The organism is Nonomuraea sp. NPDC048916 (genome assembly GCF_040649575.1).
GTDB lineage: Bacteria > Actinomycetota > Actinomycetes > Streptosporangiales > Streptosporangiaceae > Nonomuraea.
Genome location: NZ_JBEZFS010000021.1, coordinates 115,985 through 139,586 on the forward strand (window position 1 = coordinate 115,985; position 23,602 = coordinate 139,586).

17 protein-coding genes are annotated in these 23,602 nt (G+C 69.8%); 8 read left to right on the forward strand and 9 right to left on the reverse strand.

The window, feature by feature from the left end; translation table 11 throughout:
- Positions 1-27 precede the first annotated feature (27 nt).
- A complete protein-coding gene (locus tag AB0C16_RS23445; protein WP_357686017.1) occupies positions 28-5,613 on the forward strand; it encodes a TIR domain-containing protein in 5,586 nt (1,861 codons plus the stop codon).
- Here the strand turns inward: AB0C16_RS23445 and AB0C16_RS23450 are convergent, their stop codons facing one another.
- The 6 genes from AB0C16_RS23450 to polA all read right to left on the reverse strand — a co-directional run bounded on the left by AB0C16_RS23450 (position 5,614) and on the right by polA (position 13,747).
- The gene (locus AB0C16_RS23450) at positions 5,614-6,471 is read right to left on the reverse strand and encodes a pentapeptide repeat-containing protein (RefSeq protein ID WP_357686018.1); all 858 of its coding nucleotides are present in this window, start codon (positions 6,469-6,471) and stop codon (positions 5,614-5,616) included.
- 419 nt (positions 6,472-6,890) lie between these two features.
- Positions 6,891-7,493, reverse strand: coding sequence for a dephospho-CoA kinase (coaE, locus tag AB0C16_RS23455; RefSeq protein ID WP_357686019.1), 603 nt, complete (start codon positions 7,491-7,493; stop codon positions 6,891-6,893).
- Positions 7,494-7,502: 9 nt separating this feature from the next.
- Positions 7,503-7,994 (reverse strand): GNAT family N-acetyltransferase, encoded by a 492-nt coding sequence (locus AB0C16_RS23460; protein ID WP_357686046.1) that lies wholly within the window; start codon positions 7,992-7,994, stop codon positions 7,503-7,505.
- A 139-nt stretch (positions 7,995-8,133) separates the two neighbouring features.
- Entirely contained in the window at positions 8,134-9,618 is a 1,485-nt protein-coding gene (rpsA, locus tag AB0C16_RS23465) for a 30S ribosomal protein S1 (RefSeq protein WP_357686020.1), read from the reverse strand.
- A gap of 205 nt (positions 9,619-9,823) precedes the next feature.
- On the reverse strand, positions 9,824-10,858 hold the full coding sequence (locus AB0C16_RS23470; RefSeq protein ID WP_357686021.1) for a polysaccharide deacetylase family protein: 1,035 nt from the start codon (positions 10,856-10,858) through the stop codon (positions 9,824-9,826).
- A 198-nt stretch (positions 10,859-11,056) separates the two neighbouring features.
- Complete coding sequence (gene polA / locus AB0C16_RS23475) at positions 11,057-13,747, reverse strand: DNA polymerase I (protein WP_357686022.1); 2,691 nt, start codon at positions 13,745-13,747, stop codon at positions 11,057-11,059.
- A 131-nt stretch (positions 13,748-13,878) separates the two neighbouring features.
- On the opposite strand from polA, the gene AB0C16_RS23480 reads away from it, so the two are divergent.
- From AB0C16_RS23480 to AB0C16_RS23505, 6 genes are all read left to right on the forward strand, one after another.
- Positions 13,879-14,223, forward strand: a complete 345-nt coding sequence (locus AB0C16_RS23480) for a hotdog fold thioesterase (RefSeq protein WP_357686047.1) — start codon at positions 13,879-13,881, stop codon at positions 14,221-14,223.
- Positions 14,224-14,746: 523 nt separating this feature from the next.
- On the forward strand, positions 14,747-15,901 hold the full coding sequence (locus AB0C16_RS23485; RefSeq protein ID WP_357686023.1) for a branched-chain amino acid ABC transporter permease: 1,155 nt from the start codon (positions 14,747-14,749) through the stop codon (positions 15,899-15,901).
- Positions 15,902-15,912: 11 nt separating this feature from the next.
- Complete coding sequence (locus tag AB0C16_RS23490) at positions 15,913-16,899, forward strand: branched-chain amino acid ABC transporter permease (RefSeq protein ID WP_357686024.1); 987 nt, start codon at positions 15,913-15,915, stop codon at positions 16,897-16,899.
- The gene (locus tag AB0C16_RS23495; RefSeq protein ID WP_357686025.1) at positions 16,889-17,827 is read left to right on the forward strand and encodes an ABC transporter ATP-binding protein; all 939 of its coding nucleotides are present in this window, start codon (positions 16,889-16,891) and stop codon (positions 17,825-17,827) included. The genes AB0C16_RS23490 and AB0C16_RS23495 overlap by 11 nt, the downstream gene beginning before the upstream one ends.
- Positions 17,824-18,621 (forward strand): ABC transporter ATP-binding protein, encoded by a 798-nt coding sequence (locus tag AB0C16_RS23500; RefSeq protein WP_357686026.1) that lies wholly within the window; start codon positions 17,824-17,826, stop codon positions 18,619-18,621. The genes AB0C16_RS23495 and AB0C16_RS23500 overlap by 4 nt, the downstream gene beginning before the upstream one ends.
- Before the next feature lie 61 nt (positions 18,622-18,682).
- Positions 18,683-19,081, forward strand: coding sequence for a hypothetical protein (locus AB0C16_RS23505; protein WP_357686027.1), 399 nt, complete (start codon positions 18,683-18,685; stop codon positions 19,079-19,081).
- Positions 19,082-19,127: 46 nt separating this feature from the next.
- On the opposite strand, the gene AB0C16_RS23510 is transcribed toward AB0C16_RS23505, so the two are convergent.
- Complete coding sequence (locus AB0C16_RS23510) at positions 19,128-20,420, reverse strand: ABC transporter substrate-binding protein (RefSeq protein WP_357686028.1); 1,293 nt, start codon at positions 20,418-20,420, stop codon at positions 19,128-19,130.
- 188 nt (positions 20,421-20,608) lie between these two features.
- On the opposite strand from AB0C16_RS23510, the gene AB0C16_RS23515 reads away from it, so the two are divergent.
- Positions 20,609-21,460: a hypothetical protein gene (locus tag AB0C16_RS23515; RefSeq protein ID WP_357686029.1), complete on the forward strand. Its 852-nt coding sequence runs from the start codon at positions 20,609-20,611 to the stop codon at positions 21,458-21,460.
- A 3-nt stretch (positions 21,461-21,463) separates the two neighbouring features.
- On the opposite strand, the gene AB0C16_RS23520 is transcribed toward AB0C16_RS23515, so the two are convergent.
- Together AB0C16_RS23520 and AB0C16_RS23525 are read right to left on the reverse strand one after the other, a co-directional pair.
- Positions 21,464-22,756: an ABC transporter substrate-binding protein gene (locus AB0C16_RS23520; RefSeq protein WP_357686030.1), complete on the reverse strand. Its 1,293-nt coding sequence runs from the start codon at positions 22,754-22,756 to the stop codon at positions 21,464-21,466.
- A 188-nt stretch (positions 22,757-22,944) separates the two neighbouring features.
- Entirely contained in the window at positions 22,945-23,529 is a 585-nt protein-coding gene (locus AB0C16_RS23525) for a response regulator (RefSeq protein ID WP_357686031.1), read from the reverse strand.
- Positions 23,530-23,602: the final 73 nt, after the last annotated feature.

Genomic DNA, 23,602 nt, shown 5'->3' on the forward strand with positions numbered 1-23,602 from the left:
GCCGATCCCGCGAGGGATACTGAGCAGATGGCACGTGAGGGCAGGCCGACCGAGATCTTCGTCAGCTACTCCCCCGCCGACACGGCATGGGCGACGTGGATCGCATGGGAGCTCGAGGCCGCGGGTTACAAGACCATGATCCAGGCGTGGGACTTCGTGCCCGGCACCAACTTCATCGACTTCATGGACCGCGGCGTCAGCGAGGCCCAGCTGGTCGTGGCGGTGCTCTCGCGCAACTACCTGACCTCGCGCTACGGCCGGCTGGAGTGGCAGGCCGCGCTGCGCGCCGACCCCGGCAACCCGTCGAACAAACTGGTGACGATCAGGCTGGAGGACGTCCGGCTCGAAGGGCTGCTGTCCACGATCACCTGGGTCGACCTGCTCGGCATCACCGACTCCGGGCAGGCCAGGGCACTGCTGCTGGGCCGCGTCAGAGAGGCCATGGCGGGCCGGGCCAAGCCCGAGGCGCCGCCCGCCTTCCCCACCGGCCCCGGCGTCCCGCTGCCCGCGCCGACCCTGCCGCCGCCCGCCGAGCGCGCCCGTTCCCGCCGCGCTCCGGTCACGGCGCCGAAGTTCCCGCCGTCGGCCGCGGTGGCACAGCGGCGCGAGTCGCTCAGCGTCCTGCACATCGGCGGCCCCCGGTTCGGCCGCGCGCTGCCCGACCCCGGCGAGCCGTTCACCCCCGAGGACATGCAGGCGCGCATCTGGGCCGACCTGACCGCCATGTACGACAAGGGCATGCCGCGGCCCGACCTCATGGTCGTCAGCGGCGACCTGACCGAGTCGGGCAGCCTCGGGCAGTTCGGCCAGGCCACCCGGTTCGTCACCGACCTGCGGCTGCTCATCGGGCTGGAGCCGCACCGCCTGGTGATCGTGCCGGGGCCGCGCGACGTGACCAAGGCCGCGGCCAGCGCCTACTTCCTCACCTGCGAGGCCGACGACGTCAGCCCGCAGCCGCCCTACTGGCCCAAGTGGCGCCACTTCGCCGGGCTGTTCGGCGAGGTCTACCAGGGGCTGGACGACCGGGTGTTCGACGGCGGGCAGCCGTGGACCCTGTTCGAGGTGCCCGACCTGAAGGTGGTGGTGGCCGGGCTCAACTCCACGATGGCCATGAGCCACCTGGAGCGCGACGCCTTCGCGCTGCTCGGGGAGGCGCAGGCCGCGTGGTTCGCCGAGCGGCTGCGGCCGTACGAGGAGAGCGCGTGGCTGCGGCTGGGCGCGCTCGGCCATCCGCCCGACGCGCTGCGCGACGCCCCGGCCTACGAACGCCTCCTGTCGCACCGGCTCAACCTGCTGTTCCACGGCTCGGGCACGGTGACCGGCCCCCGCGAGGCGGGCGGGGCCATGGTCGCCGCGCCACGAGCCGGCCGCCACCAGGTGATCGAGATCACCCCCGACGGGCTGCGGACGTGGTCGCCCGACCACGAGCCGGTACGCGCCGCCCACGGCTGGCGGGCCGCGCGGACCACGTTCACCGGCGAGGCGCCGTCCGTGCCTGCCCCCCGGCCGGAGCCCGCCGAGCGCGAGCCGAGCCCCGTCGAGCTGCTGCTCGACCGGATCACCGAGGTGTGCGAGGCCCGGCACGAGCGGGCCAGGATCCGCCGCTTCGCCGGCCACCTCGTGGTCACCCATCCCGAGGACGGCTTCGTCCGCCAGACGATGATCGGCGCCCACGTGGGCGAGCTCGACACCACCGCCGCCGAAGACTTCGTCCGCCGGGCGCACGCCGCCGACCTGTCGTCCGAGCTCGTCTACCAGGGCCCGCCCCCGGCCCGGCCGCTCCGCGACGACCTCATGCGCAGGGGCGTGCGGCTGCGGAGCTTCACCGAGTTCCAGGGCCTGCTCGACCTGTCCGGCTACGTGGCCGAGCAGACCGCGAGGCTCAGCGCCGACCGGCGCTACCCACCCGGCCTGTACGTGCCGCAGCGCTACCGCGAGCTCGACCGGCCCGGCCATCAGATCAAGCACAGGCTCACCGACGAGCTGATGCGGCTGCTGGCGGCCGACCACGGCAGGTTCCTGCTGCTGCTCGGCGACTTCGGCCATGGCAAGACGTTCGCGCTGCGCGAGCTGGCCAGGCGCATCCCGGCCGAGCTGCCCCACCTGACGCCGATCCTGATCGAGCTGCGGGCCCTGGACAAGGCGCATTCGGTCGACGCGCTCGTGGCCGCCCACCTGGCCAACCACGGCGAGGAGTACATCGACCTCAAGGCGTTCCGCTACCTCCTGCGGCAGGGCCGGATCGTGCTGCTGTTCGACGGCTTCGACGAGCTCGTCACCCGGCTCACCTACGACCGGGCCGCCGACCACCTGACGACCCTGCTGGCCGCGGCCGAGGACAAGGCGAAGATCGTGGTCGCCAGCCGCACCCAGCACTTCAAGTCGCACAGCCAGGTCCTCACCTCGCTCGGCGAGATGGTGGGGGTGCTGCCGCAGCGGCGGGTGCTGGCCGTCGAGGACTTCACCCGCGACCAGATCCGCTCCTACCTGGCCAACCGGTTCGACGACGGCGACGAGGCCACGGCGCGCATGTCGCTGATGGAGGGCATCAAGGACCTGCTCGACCTCGCGCAGAACCCTCGCATGCTGAGCTTCATCGCCGACCTCGACGCCGACCGGCTGCGCACGGTGGCCGTGGCCCGCCAGACGATCAGCCCGGCCCTGCTGTACGAAGAGATCCTCAGCTCCTGGCTGGCCTTCGAGGAGCGGCGGGCCAAGGTGCCCGGCTCGGCCACGGCACTGACCACCGCGGAGCTGTGGCGGGCGGTGACGGCGCTCGCGCTGCGCCTGTGGGACTCCGGCGAGTCGCTGCTCGGCGTCGACGAGCTGACCGAGATCGCCGAGACGCTCACCGATCTGGCCGGCGGACAGCTGACCGCCGCGCACACCGCCTACGCGATGGGGTCGGGCAGCCTGCTGGTGCGCACCGACGAGGGCATGTTCGGGTTCATCCACTCGTCGGTGATGGAGTGGCTGATCGCCCGGCACATCGCGGCGACGATCGCCGCCCCGGTTACGCTGTCGCGGCGGCCGCTGTCGGCGCTGACCGTCGAGTTCCTGTGCGACCTGGCCGACCCGCGGGCGCTGCGGGCGTGGGTGGCGGATCCGCCGGGCGACGACATGGCCCGCGCCAACGCCGTCAAGATCGCGGCCAGGCTGCGCACCCCCGCGCGGGCCGACCTGCGCGGCGCCAACCTCAAGGGCGAGGACCTGTCGGCGCGCGACCTGCAGGAGGTCGACCTGACCGGCGCCGACCTGACCGACGCCACGCTGGCCGGCACCAACCTGTCCAGGGCGGTGCTGCGCGACGCCAAGCTGGTGGGGGCGCGGCTCGACGGGGCCCGGCTGACCGGCGCCGACCTGCGCGGCGCCGACCTGTCGGGGGCCCGGCTGGCGAGGACCGACCTGAGCGACGTGTCGGCCGAGGGCGCCCGCTGGCACCGGGCCACGCTGATCAACGTGACGGGCACGCTACCGCGGCTCCCGGGCGCGGCCGTGGTGCCCGGCCAGCCGGTCGAGACGCAGCTGGCTCCCGCCGGGATCGGCGTGCCGTACGGATATCACTTCCAGACCAGCCGCCTGCCCGAGCCCATCGCCTACAGCCCCGACGGGTCGACGATCGCGATCGGCGGCGAGGACGGCAACGTGCTGCTCTGCGTCGGCGGGGCGCCCGTGCGCACCCTCCAGGGGCACCACGGCCGCGTCTACGCCGTCTCGTTCGCCGGCGGCCTGCTGGCCACCGGCGCGAGCGACGGGAGCGTGCTGCTGTGGGACCCACTCACCGGCGAGCTGCTGCGCCGGCTGTCCGGCCATCCCGACGGCGTCTGGCCCGTACGACTCAGCCCCGGCGCCGACCTGGTGGCGGCGGGCGGCGGCGACGGCGTGGTCCGCCTCTGGGAGACGGCCACCGGGCGGCAGGTCCACCAGCTGGCCGGTCACCACGAACCCGTCTACACGGCCTCGTTCGGCCACTCCGTGCTGGTCACGGGCGACGCGGCGGGCGTGGTGCGGATCTGGGATCTCACCTCGGGCGAGATGGCGGGCACGCTCCACGGGCATCGCGGCTCCGTCTACCGCACCGTGCACAGCCCCGACGGGTCGCTGCTGGCCACCGGCGACGAGGCCGGAACCGTCCGCGTGTGGGACACCGCGTCGTGGACCCGGCGCCACGAGCTGACCGGCCACACCGGCGGCATCTACTGCGTGAACTTCTCCCCCGACGGCTCGCTGCTGGCCACCGGCGACACGTCCGGGACCGTACGGCTCTGGGACCCGGTCGCTGGCCGAGGCCACGGCGTGCACACCGCCCACGACGCGACGATCTACCAGGTGACGTTCAGCCCCGACGGCCGCACACTCGCCAGCGGCGACCGCAACGGCATCGTCCGGCTCCAGGCGGTGGGCGGCACGACCCGGGTCGAGCTGACCGGGCACCGCAGCTCGGTCTGGCCGTTCGCGTTCCGCCCCGACGGGGAGCAGCTGGCCACCAGCAGCAACGACGGCACCGTCCGGCTGTGGGACCCGGTGACCGGCCAGTGCCAGCGCCTGCTGCGTGGCCACGGCCGGCGCATCTCCTCGGTCCGGTTCAGCGCCGACGGCTCGATGCTGGCGACCAGCGGCAACGACGGGGTCGTCCGCGTCTGGGAGCCGCACACCGGGCGGCGGCTGCGCGAGTTCACCGGCACGGCCGACCGGCTCATCTCCGCCCTCTTCTCCCCCGCCGGGCCGGTGCTCGCCACCTCCAGCAACGACGGCGGCGTGCACTTCTGGAACGCCACCACCGGCGACTACGAGCGTGAGCTCAACGCCGAGACCGAACACGTGTGGGCCGAGGCGTTCAGCCCCGACGGCTCACTGCTGGCCACGGCCAACGACGACGACAGCGTACGCGTCTGGTACCGCGCGACGGGCCGCCTGGTGAGCAACCTGGCCGACCACCGCGGCCGGGTCCGCTCGATCGCCTTCAGCCCCGACGGCCGCTACCTGGCGACGGGCTGCGACGACCGGCTGGTCCGCATCTGGCACGTCGATTCGGGTGGCCGGGTGGCGACCCTCGACGGCCACACCGACCGGGTCTACTCGGTGGTGTTCTCACCCTCGGGCCGGCTTCTGGCCAGCGCGAGCAACGACGGCCGGGCCATGGTGTGGGAGCTGCGTCCCGGCCAGCCGTGGCAGCCGCTGCTCAGGCACACGCTCACCCAGCACACCGGACGGTTGTGGAGCGTGGCCTTCAACGCCACGGGCGACCGATTGGCCACGGGCGGCGACGACCTGACCGTGCGGGTGTGGGACTCCGCGACCGGGCGACCGCTCCACACGCTCGCCGGGCACGCCCGGCGGGTCTGGTCGGTGGCCTACAGTCCCACGTCCGATCTGCTGGCCAGCGCCGGAGACGACGGCATGGTGATCCTCTGGGAGGGCTCGGCCCGCCGGGCGACGCTGCTGGGGCTGCCGGAGGGCTGGGCCGCGCTGTCGCCCGACGGGCGCTACAAGGTGCAGGGGGAGCTGGCCGGTCAGTTCTGGCACGTCATCGGGATGTCGAGGTTCGAGCTGGGTGAGCTGGATCCGCACCTGCCGGGGGTCCGCCAGGTGGCGCTGGACGCGCCCTTCTGATCATCTGCGGCGGCCGGGCCCGCGCCGCGGGGCCTGCCAGTGCGCGGGGCGGGTGAGGGCGGCGGGCACTCTCGTGGCGGCGTCGCCCTTGGCCGCGTCGAGCTGCGACTGGGTGACGAAGATGGCCCCGGTGAGGTCGGCTCCGCCCAGGTCGGCGCCCCGCAGGTCGGCACCGATGAGGTCGGCCGTCCTCAGGTCGGCCCGCCGCAGGTCGGCGCCGATGAGATAGGCGCCTCTCAGGTCGGCCCCCCTGAGGTCGGCGCCGCCGAGCTTGGCGCCGATGAGGTCTGCCCCGCGCCTGTCCTTGCGCCGCGGGGCTCCGGCGCGCACCAGCTCGCTCGTACGCAGCAGCAAGGTGTTGACCTGCCGCCGGTGAGCCGCCACGTCCAGCTCCACGAGCGCGCCGGGATCGCGGCGGGTGAGACGGTCGGTCTCGTCGAGGGCGAGGCGGAGCTCGTCGTGGACCGGGCGGGCCGGCGGCAGCGCCAGCGCCTGCGTCAGATACCAGAGCAGCTCGTGAAGCTGCCGCATGACCGGGAACACCTCGAACATCTGCCGGGCCGTGCCCGGGGCCCGCCGCCAGTCCTGACCGCCGAAGGTGACCTGTGAGACCTTCTGGCCCGCGCCGAAGCAGTCGTAGACGGTGCAGCCCGCGAAGCCCTCCTGCCGCAGGGTCCGGTGGATGCCGCAGCGGAAGTCGTCACGCAGGTTGCGGCACGGCTGCCCGGCGTCCTTGTCGATCGCGAAGTCGGCCGAGGCCGAGAAGGGCAGGGCCACGCAGCACAGCCCGAAGCAGCTCCCGCAGTCGGCCCGCAGCTCCCCGCCGGCGCCCGGCCCGGCGGCCCGCTCATCGGTCATGCCCTCAACCCGCCCCCTCCCGCTCATCCCCGCTCATCGCACGAACGTCACGTACGGTCATCACGTGCGGCCTCTAGACGTCACCTACGGATGTCACGTACGGGCGTCACCTATCGATGTCACCTGTACATCACCTACGGGCGTCGCGTACGGATGGACCTGCGACGATCCTATCCCCAGGCTGCCGAAACGCCGCCGGCCACCGCAGGGCCGCGACCATCCCGGGCATTCCCCGGAGCAGCTGGGCCGCGAAACGTGTGCGCGCCCGCCTGCCGGGCAACGCGTGCAGCTCCCCCAGCCACACCTCCAGCCAGTGGGCCCGTGAGCCCGTGAGCCCGTGAGCCCGCGGGAAGGGTGATCGCGCCGGCCGCGAGGGCGTGGAATGACGCCGTGACGCCCTCCTGTGCCAGGGACGCCGGTCAGCCTCGGGCGGCGCGGCTCTGCAGGTCGTGCCAGACCTCGTCGACCCTGGCGTCGAGCGCGTCCAGCGAGCCGTCGTTGTCGATGACGATGTGAGCGATCTTGAGGCGGTCTTCGCGGCTGGCCTGGGCGGCGATGCGGGCCTTGGCGTCGTGCTCCGCCATGCCGCGGTGCTCGGCCAGGCGAGCCAGGCGAATCTCGTCGGAGGCGTCGACGACGATGACCACGTCGTACATGGGGGCCAGGCCGTTCTCCGCCAGCAGGGGCACGTCGTAGACGACGATCGCGTCGTCGGCCGCCTTCGCCTGCGACTCGGCGACCCGCTCCCCCACCAGCGGATGGACGATGGCGTTGAGCGCGGCGAGCTTGCCGGGGTCGGCGAAGACGATGGTGCCGAGCTTCTCCCTGTTGAGCGAGCCGTCGGGCCGCAGCACCTCGTCGCCGAAGACCTCCACCACCCGGGCCAGCCCCGGCGTGCCGGGCTCCACCACCTCGCGGGCGATCCTGTCGGCGTCGATCACGACGGCGCCCCTGGCCGCGAGCCGTTGGGAGACCTCGCTCTTGCCCGACCCGATGCCGCCGGTGAGACCAATCATCAGCACCCGGCAAGCCTAGCCGCGCGGGGCGCGGGGCGGCATCCCGGGGAGCGGCTGCCTGCGCAGGTGGACGAGCGTCAGGTGGTCGTCCATCCGTTCGCGATGCGTCTCACGGTAGCCGAGGCGCCGGTAGAGCCGCAGGTTTCCGCCGGACAGGTGCCCCGTGAACAGGTCGAACGCGCCCGCCTCCGGCACCTGCTCGTGCAGCGCGCCGAGCAGCGCCGTGCCGAGCCCCCGGCCCTGCCGGTCGGGTGCGACCACCAGCCGTCCGACCAGGCAGGTGGTGCCGGACAGCCGGCCGCGCACGGCGCCGACGATCCGGCCGGCGTCGACGGCCTTGAGCACGATCCCGCTCTCGACGGCCTTGCGGACCTGCTCCACGGACTCCACCAGCGGCGGGATGAACGGATCGCCGTAGAGCTGCGCCTCGCTCACGTAGGCCGCCCGCTGGACGGTGAGGATCTCGCCCGCGTCGGCGGCCAGCGCCCGCTCGATGTCCACCCGCAGCACCCTACTTCAGTGCCGGGGCCGGCCAGCACTTCAGTGCCGGGGCCGGCCAGCCAGGGTCCCTCCCTGTGCGCCGTGCAGACGCGGAAAGGCCCCGCACGATCGATCCCGTGCGGGGCCTTTCCGGACTGCCTATCCCTTAGCTCTGACCGCCCGCGAGCTTCTCGCGCAGAGCCGCGAGAGCCTCGTCGGAGGCGAGAGCGCCGCTGGCCGGAGCGGACGAGGAGGAGCTGCTCGACTGAGGCTGCGTCTCGCCGGAGTAGGTCGAGGGAGCGGCCTCGCCGGCCTCCGCCTCGGCCTTGCGGGCCTCCTCGATCTGCTTCTTGTGAGCCTCGAAGCGGGTCTGGGCCTCGGCGTACTGCCGCTCCCACTCCTCGCGCTGCTTGTCGAAGCCCTCGAGCCACTCCCCGGTCTCCGGGTCGAAGCCCTCCGGGTAGATGTAGTTACCCTGGTCGTCGTAGGTCGCCGCCATGCCGTAGAGCGTGGGGTCGAACTCGACCTCGGTGCCGACACCCTCGTTGGCCTGCTTCAGCGACAGGCTGATGCGACGGCGGTCGAGGTCGATGTCGATGATCTTGACGAAGATCTCGTCGCCGACCTGGACGACCTGCTCCGGGATCTCCACGTGGCGCTCGGCCAGCTCGGAGATGTGGACCAGGCCCTCGATGCCCTCCTCGACCCGGACGAACGCGCCGAACGGCACCAGCTTGGTGACGCGGCCCGGCACGACCTGGCCGATCTGGTGGGTGCGGGCGAACTGCTGCCACGGGTCTTCCTGGGTGGCCTTGAGCGACAGGGAGACGCGCTCGCGCTCCATGTCGACGTCGAGGACCTCGACCGTGACCTCCTGGCCGACTTCGACGACCTCGGACGGGTGGTCGATGTGCTTCCAGGACAGCTCGGACACGTGGACCAGGCCGTCGACGCCGCCGAGGTCCACGAACGCGCCGAAGTTGACGATCGAGGAGACGACGCCCTTGCGGACCTGACCCTTCTGCAGGGTGTTGAGGAACGTCTGGCGAACCTCGGACTGCGTCTGCTCGAGCCAGGCGCGGCGCGACAGGACCACGTTGTTGCGGTTCTTGTCGAGCTCGATGATCTTCGCCTCGAGCTCGCGGCCGACGTAGGGCTGCAGGTCGCGGACGCGGCGCATCTCGACCAGGGACGCCGGGAGGAAGCCACGGAGGCCGATGTCGAGGATGAGCCCACCCTTGACGACCTCGATGACGGTGCCGGTGACGATGCCGTCCTCGTCCTTGATCTTCTCGATCGTGCCCCAGGCGCGCTCGTACTGAGCGCGCTTCTTGGACAGGATCAGCCGGCCCTCCTTGTCCTCCTTCTGGAGAACCAGGGCTTCGACGTGCTCGCCGACCTCCACGACGTCAGCGGGATCGACATCGTGCTTGATCGACAGCTCACGCGAGGGGATGACCCCCTCGGTCTTGTAGCCGATATCGAGAAGGACCTCGTCTCGATCGACCTTGACGACGGTGCCCTCGACGATGTCGCCGTCGTTGAAGTACTTGATGGTCTCGTCGATCGCTGCGAGGAAGGCTTCCTCGGACCCGATGTCGTTGACCGCTACCTGCGGGGTGCTCGAGGTTGCCTCAGTGCTGGACGTCATGTGTGGAATTGCTCCGAACGCGGACAGGATGTCGATGTGGCGGACGCGCGGCAGGCCCTCTTCCGCATCAAGCCGAGGAGTTACGACATCGACGTGACCGAGCGCGAGCCCGCTCCGTCTGAGGCGCGCGCGAGCCCACAGCGCAGCGATCAGCATATGAGACCTTGGGCTGGGGGTCAATCCAAGCCACGCAAGCGCACCCGCTTTAGTAGGTGATGACCTGACCCCTCCGCTTGGGGTCGATATTACCGCGAAGTTTCCGCGGCACGGAGATCCGATCCGGATCCCCGTCGGATACGTAGCGCTCACCGGGATGCCGGTCGAGCCACTCGAGCCAGAACTGCGAACACCACTTGCGGCATTCGCCCTTTTTGCCATTGCTCTGGATTCGCTGGATCGCGCCGCGGTCGAATTTTTTCGCGTAGGGCGAAACAGACGGCTCGGCTCCGGCCAGGAAGACGCCGGAGAAGTCGTAGGTCGTGCCGTCCCACGTGCCGCCGCGCGCCAGCTTCTTGGGCCGCGGCAGCATCCCGTACGGCAGGGCCATGGTCGTGGACGGGCCGGCCCCGAGCTTGCGCAGCAGCCGTTCGAGCCGGACGATCTGCTCGCGGACCCTCTTCTTCGGCACCGCCGCCAGGTTGGGGTGCGACCAGGTGTGGTTGGCCACCTCGAACCCGTGGTCGGTCAGCCACCTCACGGCCGCGGCCTGCTGCCGCTTGTCACGCAGCCCGAACGGCTCGCGGTTGACCCAGAACGTGGCGACCGGCCGGAACGACGGGTATCTCCTGGCCACGTCGAGGATCATGCCGACTGCCGTGTCGGGACGGGGATTGCCGCTCGCGTCGAGCCCGAAGTGGCTCTCGTGCCCGTCGTCGAAGGTCAGCACGACGGGGAACCTGCCCGCGGGCACCCGGATGTCGCCGGTGACGAACTCCCTGGCGGTGATCGGCGCGTATCCGCGCTTGGCGAGCCGTTCGAGCTCCCGCATGAACTGCTCGGGCGTGCGATCGATGGAGGCGTGGCGCTTCTTCAGGATCCGGTGGTACATCAGGACCGGCACCAGGCCGGCCTCGTTGGCCTTGACCTGCCTGGCGAACTCGGGGGTGGCCACCACGCCCGGCGGCCGGTCGTCCGAGGGCGCCCGCGACGGCGACGGCTGCGCCGTGGCCACGGCCTGCCTGCGGACGGGGGGCTGCCCGGAGGAGGGGATCACCAGCAACCCGATGATCGCGAGAACCACCACCACGACGTTCGCGAGACCGATGACCCGCGTGGGGGACGCTGATAACCGCACAAAACTCCCGTGCCATTTCGGGTGAGATCGGCCTTTCAGCGTAGTCCAGAGCCGGTCGGGGACCGGCGGCGAGCTCGCCGCGCCCTGCCGGGCGCCCTGTCAAAGCCCTGCCAATGCCCTGCCAATGCCCGGCCGGGCCGGCCGTCAGTGGCCCGCGTCCTCCCAGGTGCGGCCGACGCCGACGGAGACCTCGAGCGGCACCCGCAGGTGGTAGGCGGCGTTCATCTGGTCGCGCACGAGCCGCGTGAGCGGGTCGAGCTCGCCCGGCGCCACCTCGAACACCAGCTCGTCGTGGACCTGCAGCAGCATCCGGGAGGAGAGCCCCTCCTCGCCGAGGGCCTGCCGGATGTTGAGCATGGCGACCTTGATGATGTCGGCCGCCGAGCCCTGGATGGGGGCGTTGAGCGCCATCCGCTCGGCCATCTCGCGCCGCTGCCGGTTGTCGCTGGTCAGGTCGGGAAGGTAGCGGCGGCGGCCCATGATGGTCTCGGTGTAGCCGTCGGAGCGTGCCTGCCGGACGATGTCGTGCAGGAAGTCGCGGACGCCGCCGAACTCCTGGAAGTATTCCTCCTTGAGCGCCCGCGCCTCGGCCACCGGGATGTTGAGCTGGCCGGACAGGCCGAAGTCGGACAGCCCGTAGGCGAGGCCGTAGTTCATCGCCTTGATGCGGGCGCGCAACTCTCCGTCGATCTGCTCGGGTGGCAGGTTGAACACCCTGGCCGCGGTCGCACGGTGGAAGTCGTGGCCCGACTCGAACGCCTCGATCAGCGACTCGTCGCCCGACAGGTGGGCCATGATGCGCAGCTCGATCTGGCTGTAGTCGGCGGTGAGCAGCGTCTCGTAGCCCTCGCCCACCACGAAGCCCTGCCGGATGCGGCGGCCCTCGGCGGTGCGGATCGGGATGTTCTGCAGGTTGGGCTTCTCCGACGACAACCGCCCGGTCGCGGCGATGATCTGGTTGAAGGTCGTGTGGACGCGCCCGTCGTCGGCGATCTCCTTGATCAGCCCCTCGACCGTGGTGCGCAGCCTGGTCTGGTCGCGGTGGCGCAGCATGATCACGGGCAGCTCGTGCTCGGTCTGCGTGGCGAGCCAGGCCAGCTGGTCGGCGTCGGTGCTGTAGCCCGTCTTGATCTTCTTCGTCTTCGGCAGTGACAGCCTGACGAACAGGATCTCCTGCAGCTGCTTGGGCGAGCCGAGGTTGAACTGCTCGCCGACCGCCTGATGCGCCTCCTCCACCGCGTGCTTGACCGCGGCGCCGAACTCGGCCTCCAGGCCCGCGAAGTATTCGCCGTCGACGGCGATGCCGGCGCGCTCCATCTCGGCCAGCACGCCCAGCAGCGGCAGCTCGACGTCGGTGAGCAGCTGGGTGCCGCCGCGGCCGGTTAGGAAACCCTCCAGCGCCTCGGCCAGCTCGAGCGCGGCGTGGGCCCGCAGCGCGAGGTCCTTGGCCGGGGCGTCCTCGTCATCGCCGAACAGCGCGGCCTGCCCGTCGGACTCCTGCTCGGCGCGCAGGTCGCGGTTGAGATAGCGCCTGGCCAGGTCTTCCAGCGTGAACGTGCGCTGGCCCGGCATCGCGAGATAGGCGGCCAGGGCGGTGTCGCACGACAGGCCCTTCAGGGTCATGCCCTGCGCCCACAGGGCGAGGATCGGGCCCTTGGCGTCGTGCACGGCCTTGGGCCTGGACTCGTCGGCCAGCCAGGCCCGCAGCGCCGCCTCGTCGGCCTCGGTGAGCTTGACGGGGTCGATGTGGGCCGCGGTGCCGTCGGGCGAGGCGATGGCGATGGCGTCGATGCGCCCGGTGCCGCTGCCGTAGGCGCCCTTGAAGGCGAGGCCCGCGCGGCCGGCCGGCAGCGCGGCCAGCCAGCCGGCGACGCGGTCGGGCCCGAGGATGACGGTCTCGACCTCGAAGCCCAGCTCGGGCTCCTGCTCGCCGGTGCCGAGCGTCTTGAACACCCGGTCGCGCAGCTCGCCGCGGATCTGCAGGGTGTCGAAGAGCTTGTTGATCTCCTCGCGCTCCCAGCTGCCCTGCTTGAGCTCGGCCAGCTCGACGTCGATGGAGACGTCACGGAGCAGCTCGGTGAGCCGGCGGTTCATCAGCACCTGGGCGACGTGCTCGCGCAGCTTGTCGCCGACCTTGCCCTTGACCTCGTCGACCCGGTCGACCAGCGCGGTCAGCGAGCCGAACTCGCGCACCCACTTGGCGGCGGTCTTCTCGCCGACGCCGGGGATGCTGAGCAGGTTGTCGCTGGGGTCGCCGCGCAACGCGGCGAAGTCGGGATACTGCATGGGGGTCAGGCCGTACTTCTCCTCGACCGCCGCGGGGGTGAACCGCGTCATGTCGCTGATGCCGCGGCGGGTCATCAGCACCGTGACGTGCTCGTCGACGAGCTGCAGCGCGTCGCGGTCGCCGGTGACGATCAGCACGTCCATGCCCTCGGCGGAGGCCCGCGTGGCCAGCGTGGCGATCAGGTCGTCGGCCTCGAAGCCCGCCTTGGACAGGTGCGGGATGCGCAGCACGCCGAGCAGCTCGTAGATCAGCTGCATCTGGCCGCGGAAGTCTTCGGGCGTCTCGCTCCGGTTGGCCTTGTAGTCGGAGTATTCCTCGTGCCGGAACGTCGGCTCCGAGCGGTCGAAGGCCACCGCCACGTGTGAGGGCCGCTCGTCGCGCAGGATGTTGGTCAGCATCGAGGTGAACCCGTAGACCGCCTCGGTGTGCTGACCGTCGGTGGTCATCAGGTTGGCGTCCTTGAGCGCGTAGAACGCGCGGTAAGCCAGGGAATGCCCGTCGAGCAGCAGCAGGCACGGGCGGCTGGGGGTCACTTCACTCTTCGGCACACCAGCAGCCTAGTCTGCGACCACGACAGAAAACCCGAGCTCGAAAGTCTGGAGGCATCCCCTTGACGCAGACCAACCCCGTGGATCTCGCCGCGTACGCCGCCGTGCACGAGGGCACGCTCGCCGATCGGATGGGCGTGGAGTTCCTCGAGGTCAGCGCCGAGCGGGTGGTGGGACGGATGCCGGTCGAGGGCAACACCCAGCCGTACGGTTTGCTCCACGGCGGAGCCTCGGTGGTCCTGGCCGAGACGCTCGGCTCGGTGGCCGCGGCGGTCCACGCGGGGCACGACCGCACGGCGGTGGGCATCGAGATCAACGCCACCCACCACCGCTCGGCCACCTCGGGCGTGGTGACCGGGGTCGCGACCCGCCTGCACGGCGGCCGCACGCTGGCCAGCTACGAGATCGAGATCACCGATGAGCAGGGGCGGCGCGTGTGCACGTCGCGGCTCACCTGCCTGCTTCGCGACAACTAAACGCCGCGCGACTTCCGCGCTCCCTTTGCACACGGGCCCCGTGGGTCGCTACGGTTGTCCGAGCAGAGCCCGCGGGGAGGCCGAGTAGATAACGTGTGAGGCCGGGGAAGCCTTACATGGTCCCAAAGGCCACCCCCGGGCTCCTTTCACGCCCGCCGGGATTCGTTATTCATTCGTTCGACTCCAGCGCCAGGTGTCTCAGCGATTTAGCCCCTGACCTGCGTCTTGCAGCTCACATGAGTGACACGCAGTTGTCACTAATTGGTGACGAACCATACTGAACCGGGCGTTCGCGGAATAGGCTCCCGCCAGCATCCCAGATGTGCCTGCGATGCCCGCGTGTCGAGTTGGAGGGGCACAACCCCGCCTTGACCTATCTGAGGGAGCACCATTGCGCAGAGCCGTGATCGCGTTCACGGCCTTCCTGAGTGGACTCGTACTCCTGCTCTCCACGCCTGCCCTCGCGGCGGCCGAACAGAGCCTGAGAGGGACACTCACATTCCAAGGCCAGCCAGTGAACGGCGTGAAAATCGTCGTGACCACCGACAGCGGACAACCCGTCGCCGAGGTCACCAGTAACGCGCAAGGCACGTGGCAGGTCCCGGTCGACAAACCGGGGAAGTACAAGGTCACACTGGATGTCAGCACCCTTCCCCAGGACGCCGAGGTCCGGGGCGGCAACAACGTCCGCACCCCGACGGTGTTCGAGGGCAACCCCACCAGCGTGCTGTTCGCCCTGCAGGCCAAAGGCGGCGCCGGCCCCGGAGGCGAGAACGACACCACCGGGCAGAGCACCTTCTGGGACCAGGCGGCCCAGCTCGTCTTCGAGGGCCTCAACCTCGGCCTCATCATCGCGCTCGCCGCGCTCGGCCTCTCGCTCATCTACGGCACCACCGGCCTGACCAACTTCGCCCACGGTGAGCTGGTCACCCTGGGCGCCCTGCTCGCCTACGCCTTCAACGTGGGCTTCGGCGTGCACCTCATCCCCGCCGCCGTGATCGCGGTGATCGCCGCCGGCGGGCTCGGCTACCTGCAGGACAGGTTCTTCTGGGGGCAGTTGCGCAGGCGGGGCACCGGCATCATCGCCATGATGATCGTCTCGATCGGCGTGGCGATCTTCCTGAGATACCTGTTCCTCTTCCTGTTCGGCGGCGAGAGCCAGTCCTTCCTGCAGTACACCGCCCAGCCGGGCATCCAGGTCGGCCCCATCTCCGCCGCGCCGAAGAACTTCATCGCGATGGGCATCGAACTGACGGTCCTGATCATCGTCGGCTTCGCGCTGCTGCGCACCCGCACCGGCAAGGCGGCCCGCGCCGTGGCCGACAACCCGGCGCTCGCGGCCTCCTCCGGCATCAACGTCGACCGGGTCATCCGCATCATCTGGACCGGGGGCGGCGCCATCGCCGCACTGGCCGGCGTGATGCTCGGCCTGTCGCAGAACCTGAAGTTCACCATGGGCCAGGACATCCTGCTGCTCATCTTCGCCGGCGTCACGCTGGGCGGGCTCGGCACCGCGTTCGGCGCGCTCATCGGCTCACTCATCGTCGGCTTGTTCATCCAGGTGTCCACCCTGTGGGTGCCACCGGAGCTCAAGAGCGTCGGCGCGCTGGCCGTGCTCATCATCGTGCTCCTCTTCCGGCCGCAGGGCATCCTGGGCCGCCGCGAGCGGATCGGCTGACGGGGGGAACCATGGACTGGACCACGATCATCTCCACCACCGTCAAGGCCGCCATCGGCGTCGAGACGGTCTGGTACGCGCTCGCCGCGATCGGCATCAACATCCACTTCGGCTACACCGGCCTGCTCAACTTCGGCCAGTCGGCCTTCCTGGCCGTCGCCGGCTACGGCCTGGCCGTCACCGTCACCGTGCTCGGACTGCCCTTCTGGGTGGGCATCGGGGTCGGCCTGCTCTCGGCCGTGCTGCTGGCCCTCCTCCTGGGCATCCCCACGCTGCGCCTGCGGGCCGACTACCTGGCCATCGTCACCATCGCGGCGGCCGAGATCGTCAGGCTCGTGTTCCGCTCGGTGGCGTTCAAGGACGTCTTCGGCGGCTCCGACGGACGGCGCGGCTTCTCCGACGGCTTCTACGCCATGAACCCCTTCTCCCCCGGGACCTACGGCTTCGGCTGGTTCACCTTCAACGAGCGGGTGCTCTGGGTGCTGGTCGTCGGCTGGGCGCTGGTCGGCGTCTCCTGCCTCATCGTCTTCATGCTCATGAAGAGCCCGTGGGGGCGCGTGCTCAAGGCGATCCGCGAGGACGAGGACGCCGTGCGCAGCCTCGGCAAGAACGTCTTCTCGTACAAGATGCAGTCGCTGATCCTCGGCGGTGTCATCGGCTGCCTCGGCGGCTTCATCTACGGGCTGGCCTTCGCCTCGGTGCAGCCCGACATCTTCGGCACCGAGACCACCTTCTTCGCCTACACGATCGTCATCCTCGGCGGCGCCGCCCGCGTGTTCGGCCCCGTCGTCGGCTCGATGATCTTCTGGGTGCTGCTGGTGCTGGTCAACGGCGTGCTCAGCGGGGCGGTGGAGTCCGGGCTGATCACCTTCATGAGCTCCACGCAGGTCGGTCCCGTCCGCTTCCTCCTGGTCGGAGTTGGACTGATCCTCTTGCTCGTCTTCCGGCCACAAGGCATCTTCGGGGACAAGAGGGAGATAGCAATCGATGCACGCTGAGACAACTGCCAACGAGCGCAAAGCCGCCGCGCTGGCCGCCTTCAAGGACCTCGCCCGCGACCCCGGCGTGCCCAAGCCCGACCCGATCCTGGTGGTCGACAACGTGGTGCGTCGCTTCGGCGGCCTCACCGCGGTCGAGGTGGAGCACGTCGAGGTACAGCGCGGCTCCATCACCGCCCTGATCGGCCCCAACGGCGCCGGCAAGACCACCTTCTTCAACCAGCTCACCGGCTTCGACACGGCCGACTCCGGCCAGTGGACGTTCAACGGCCGCAGCATGAACGGCGTGCCCGCCCACAAGGTGGCGCGCGCCGGCATGGTCCGCACCTTCCAGCTCACCAAGGCGCTGTCCAAGCTCACGGTGCTGGAGAACATGCGCCTGGGCGCGCAGGGCCAGAAGGGCGAGAGCTTCTGGCGCGCGCTCCTGCCCGCCTTCTGGAAGGGCCAGGAGGATACGATCACCGAGCGGGCCGACGAGCTGCTGGCCAGGTTCAAGCTCGACGCCAAGCGCGAGGACTTCGCCGGCTCGCTCTCCGGCGGCCAGCGCAAGCTGCTCGAGATGGCGCGCGCGCTCATGGTCGAGCCCGAGCTGGTCATGCTCGACGAGCCGATGGCCGGCGTCAACCCGGCGCTGACCCAGTCACTGCTCGGCCACGTCAAGGACCTGCGCGAGCAGGGCATGACCGTGCTGTTCGTCGAGCACGACATGGACATGGTCCGCGACATCAGCGACTGGGTGATCGTCATGGCCCAGGGCAACGTCATCGCCGAGGGGCCACCCGAGACGATCATGTCCGACGAGCGCGTCATCGACGCCTACCTCGGCGCCCACCACGACGCCCCGCTGTCGGAGAGCGAGCTCGAGGAGCAGCTCCAGGAGGCCGAGGCCGCGCTCGAGGCCGAGATCGAGGAGGAGACGCAGAAGTGAACGCCGACCCCGAATCCGCGTCCGCGTCGAAGTCGGCCGTCACCGACCGCAGCGCGCACCTGGCCGGCGCCGAGAACGCCGTCCTGCGCTGTGACGAGCTGATCGCCGGCTACCTGCCGGGCGTCAACATCCTCAACGGCTCCGACCTGTACGTCGGCGAAGGCGAGCTCATCGGCATCATCGGCCCCAACGGCGCCGGCAAGTCGACGCTGCTCAAGGCGATGTTCGGGCTGGTCAACATCCGGAGCGGCACGGTCGTGCTCAAGGGTGAGGACATCACGAACATGAAGGCGCACTCCCTGGTCGCCCGCGGCGTCGGCTACGTCCCGCAGACCAACAACGTCTTCCCCAGCCTCACCATCGAGGAGAACCTCGAGATGGGCGCCTTCCAGGTGCCCAGCAAGTTCAAGGAGCGCTTCGAGTTCGTCGCCGAGCTGTTCCCCGCGCTCAAGGAGCGGCGCAAGCAGCGCGCGGGCTCTTTGTCGGGCGGCGAGCGGCAGATGGTGGCGATGGCCAGGGCGCTCATGACCGAGCCGTCCGTGCTGCTGCTCGACGAGCCCTCGGCCGGCCTGTCGCCCAAGCTGCAGGACCTGGTGTTCATCCAGGCCCAGCAGATCAACAAGGCCGGCGTGACCGTCATCATGGTGGAGCAGAACGCCAGGCGCTGCCTGCAGATCTGCCACCGCGGCTACGTCCTCGACCAGGGCCGCAACGCCTACACCGGCACCGGCCGGCAACTCGCCACCGACCCCAAGGTGATCGAGCTGTACCTCGGCACCCTGGCCAAGGCCTGAGCGTCACCCGAACCGGCGAAGGGGCTCCCCACGGGGCCCCTTCGCCGTTTTAATGGGCGCCGTGAGACGTTTCGCGGCATTAGCACTTCTCCTGCCCCTGTTGGCCGGATGCCAGCAATCCGCTGCCCATACCGCGCAGTACAGCACCGGCGGCGACCCCGCCGACGACCCCTGCTCGCGCGTGGTCTCCGCCATCGGCTACGCCGACCTCCTGCTGCGCCCCCGCGGCGAGGAGGACGAGCAGAACTTCGAGGACGCCGTGCTCGGCCGCCTGGCCGAGGCCCGTGGCATCACGCTCCAGTACGGCCCCGCCCTGCCAGACACCCTCCGCACGGCCGTACAGACCGTCAAGGACACGACGGCAGGGCTGGCCAAGGCCGACGTCCCGCGCGAGCGGCAGGTGGCGCTCCTGAAGGACTACAGGGCCGCGGCCGACCAGATCGAGGCGGGCTGCGCATAGCGAAAGGGCCCGGTCCTCGCGGACCGGGCCCTCCTGCCGAGATCTGCTAGCCGGCGATGTTGCCGGTGCGGTACTCGAGCGCCTTGGTGGCGTACTTGTTGTCCGCGCCGTACTGGTAGATGCCGATCGTGGCGACGGCCGGGTCACCGGCCTCGTTGAACTCGACCGGACCACTCACACCGTCGTAGTCGATGTCCTTGCCCGCCTTCAGCAGGTCGACACAGGACTTGAAGTTGTTGCACTTCTCGCCGCCCTTGCTGACCTCGGCCAGCTTCGCGGCGATGTCGACGCCCGCGTCGCTCTTGGCGGCCTCGGCGGCCAGCGCGATCAGGTTGGCCGCGTCGTAGGACTCGGGAGCGTAGCTGAAGTCCTCCAGCTTGGGGTCGACGGCCAGGAGCTTGGCCTGGAACTCCTCCGGAGCCGCGGCACCCGGAATCGTGCCCTTGACGCCCGTCAGCGTGCCCTTGGGCATCTTGATGTAGTTGGTGTTGGAGGTGTTGCCGTCGACCATGTACCACTTGTGCTTGTCGGCCGACAGGCCCTGCTTGACCAGCTCCTGGACGACCTTGGCGGTCTCCTCGAAGCCGATCAGGACGATGCCCTTCGGGTTCTTGGCCTTGAGCTTCGTCACGTCGGCCGAGAAGTCGGCCGCCTTCGGGTCGTAGTCGATGCGCTCGACGACCTGCGCGCCCGCGTCGGTCACGGTCTTGGCCACCTGGTCGGCCAGGCCGGTGCCGTAGGAGTCCTGCATCGCGAGGATGCCGACCGTGTCGTTGCCGTCGGCCACCAGCAGGTCGCCCAGCACGCGGCCCTGCAGCTTGTCCGGCGGCGAGGTGCGGAAGTAGAGGCCCTTGTCCTCGATCGTGGTGAACTTGTCGGAGGTGTTGGCGGGCGAGAACTGCACCACGCCGGCGCCCGTGATCTTGTCGATCACCGACTCCGACACCGACGACGACGCGGCGCCGATGATGGCGTCGGCCTTCTGGGCCAGCAGCTTGTCCACCGACTGCGAAGCGATGTTCGTGGTCGTGTCACCCGAGTCGGTGTCGTACTTGGTGACCGGCTTGCCGAGCACGCCTCCGGCCTCGTTGATCTCCTTGACCGCCACGTCGACACCGGCGATCTCGGGCGGGCCGAGGAAGGCGAGCGAACCCGTCTGGGGCAGCAGCGTGCCGATGGTCAGCGTGCCGTCGCCCTTCGCCGCGGGAGCCTCTGACGATGGTGCGGCCGACTCGGTCGGTTGAGTGGCGGTGTCGCTGCCACCACCGCAAGCTGTCAGAGCGAGGCTGGTGGCAGCCACGACAGCGAGCGCCCTCCCCACGGGAGCAATGCGGATCATGAAGCGTCTCCTTCATCTCCAGGCCGGGATCCGGCAGCACCGCCGACGTTCCCGAACGAATGACGGAAACGTACAAAACTGCTGGGTACTCCAACCAGATGCCGGTACGAACTGTCGGCACTTGGATGCGGAGTCGTAATCAGTCCTCAACTTACGAGAGCTGCGAAACCATGCCTAATGTGCCTCAGGTGAAGCGCATTACGGTCCTCGTCGCCACCGCGGTGCTCCTTTCCGGCTGCGCCGCCACCGAAGAACCCGCCCCACCCTCCGCGGATCCCCCCACCGGCGTGACCGTCTCACTCGGGCAATGGCGCTCCGACGAAGTCGCGCACAGACTCCAGGTGGCCGTCCGCAACACCACGGACACCCCCGTCCACTTCTCCGACCTGCAACTGGTCACCCCCGATTTCGCGACCGTGCCCCCGGAACCCGCCGACGCCACCATCAAACGCACCGAACGGACCGACCTGCCCATCCCGTTCGGCGCGGCCAACTGCTCGCCCGGCGGCCTGCCCGGCGCCTCGCGGCCCGCCACGGTCGTGGCCCACCTCCGCGCCGGCTCCGAGCCGTTACGCAAGGTCGTCTTCTCGCTGCCGGCCTCCGATCCGCTGCTCAGCAGGCTCCTGCGCGACGAATGCTCCGAATTCCTCATCAAGCAGGCAGCGGACATCTCGTTCGGCCCCGAATGGAAGCGGGACGGCAAGGACATGCGGGCCACCCTCGTGCTCACCCGCCGCGGCCCCGGCACCGTGACCGTCAACGCGATCGACGGCACCAGCCACTACATCGTCACCCCGGAACACGAACGGCGCCCCCTGATCACGCTGGACGCGAACGCGCAGCGGACGGAGACGCCCATCGTCATCACCCCCGGCCGCTGCGACCCGCACGCGTTCGCCGAGGCCAAGAAGGCGTTCCTGTTCCCCGTGCGGGCCACGGTCGACGGAGGCGTGGAACGCGTGCTCATCGTGCAACCGCCCAAGCCGCAGCAGGATCACCTCATCGACTACGCGCTGGAGGTGTGCGGCCTGGGCGGCTGAGACTCAGCCCTCGATGTTGCCGGTGCGGTACTCCAGCGCCTTGGCGTCGTAAGTGTTCTTCTCGGAGTACTGGTAGATGCCGATCGTGGCGACGGCCGGGTCACCGGCCTCGTTGAACTCGATCGGGCCGCTCACACCGTCGTAGTCGATGTCCTTGCCCGCCTTCAGCAGCTCTGCGCAGGACTTGAAGTCGTTGCACTTCTCGCCGCCCTTGCTCACCTCGGCCAGCTTGGCCGCGATCGCCTTGCCGCTGTCGTCCTGCGCCGCCTCGGCGGCCAGCGCGATCAGGTTCGCCGCGTCGTACGACTCCGCGGCGTAGGTGAAGTCGTTGAGGTCGGCCTTGACCCCCTTCAGCTTCTCGACGAACGCCTCGGGAGCCGCCGCACCCGGAATCGTCCCCTTGACGCCCTCTACCGTGCCCTTGGGCATCTCGGCGTACGCGGAGTTGGACATGTTGCCGTCGACCATGTACCACTTGACCTTGTCGGCGCTCAGGCTCTGCTTGACCAGCTCCTGCACCACCTTGGCGGTCTCCTCGAAGCCGATCAGCACGACCGCCTTCGGGTTCTTCGCCTTGATCTTGGCCACGTCGGCCGAGAAGTCGGCCGCCTTCGGGTCGTAGTCGACCCGCTCCACGATCTGCGCCCCGGCCTCCTCCGCCGTCTTGGTGACCTGGTCGGCCAGGCCGGTGCCGTAGGAGTCCTGCATCGCGAGGATGGCGATCGTGTCGTTGCCGTCGGCCACGACGAGGTCGCCGAGCACCCGGCCCTGCAGCTTGTCCGGCGGAGCCGTGCGGAAGTAGAGGCCGCCGTCCTCGATCGTGGTGAACTTGTCGGAGGTGTTGGCGGGCGAGAACTGCACCACGCCGGCGCCCGTGATCTTGTCGATCACCGACTCCGACACCGACGACGACGCGGCGCCGATGATGGCGTCGACGTTCTGCGTCAGCAGCTTGTCCACCGACTGCGAAGCGATGTTCGTGGTCGTGTCACCCGAGTCGGTGTGGATCTTGGCGACCGGCTTGCCGAGCACGCCTCCGGCCTCGTTGATCTCCTTGACGGCCAGGTCGACACCGGCGAACTCGGGCGGGCCCAGGAACGCCAGCGAGCCCGTCTGGGGCAGCAGCGTGCCGATGGTCAGCGTGCCGTCACCCTTGGCCGCCGGTGCCGCCGAGGACGGGGCGGCGGACTCACTCGCCTGCGAGGCCGTGTCGCCGCCGCCACCACAGGCGGTCAGGGCGAGGCACGCCGCGGCCGCGACGGCCAGCACGCGTCCGGACGGAGCAATACGGATCATATGAGAACTCCCCTTATTCCAGCGCGGGAAGGATCTCCCGTGCCGCGTTTGCCAAGCTCAGCTTGCCTGGCCGGGGTAACGTTTTGGGGTTCTTGTACGTCTTTTATGCCGATTCGTAATGTCCTATTCAAGGCCGCGGAACGCTCCAAACGGACATTACACAGCCCGCTTCCGGCTGCCGGGCTCTCTCAGGCGCGCTCGCCCGCGTCGTCGATCACGATCTGGGCGACCTCGCGCATGCTCAGCCGGCGATCCATCGACGCCTTCTGGATCCACCGGAACGCCTGCGGCTCGCTCCAGCCGTGGACCGTCATCAACAGCCCCTTGGCCCGCTCGACCAGCTTGCGCGTCTCCAGCCGCTCGGACAGGCTGGAGACCTCCTCGGAGAGCGCGACCATCTCCTCGTGCCTGCTGACCGCCATCTCGATCGCGGGCACCAGGTCGGCCTTGGTGAACGGCTTGACCAGGTAGGCCATGGCACCGGCGTCCCTGGCCCGCTCGACCAGGTCACGCTGGGAGAACGCGGTGAGGATGAGACACGGCGCGATCCTGTCGGCCACGATGCGCTCGGCGGCGGAGATCCCGTCGAGAACGGGCATCTTGACGTCGAGGATGACCAGGTCGGGCTTCAGCTCGGCGGCCAGCTGGATCGCCCGTTCACCGTCACCGGCCTCGCCCACGACGACGTAGCCGTCCTCCTGGAGCATCTCCTTGAGATCGAGACGGATCAGTGCTTCGTCTTCCGCTATCACCACTCGCCGCTGCGTACTCACGAGCAGAAGAGTACAGATGTCCGCTAGATTAGAGCCACGCCGGTGGTCTCCCGCAGCCCTCACTGCGAGATCA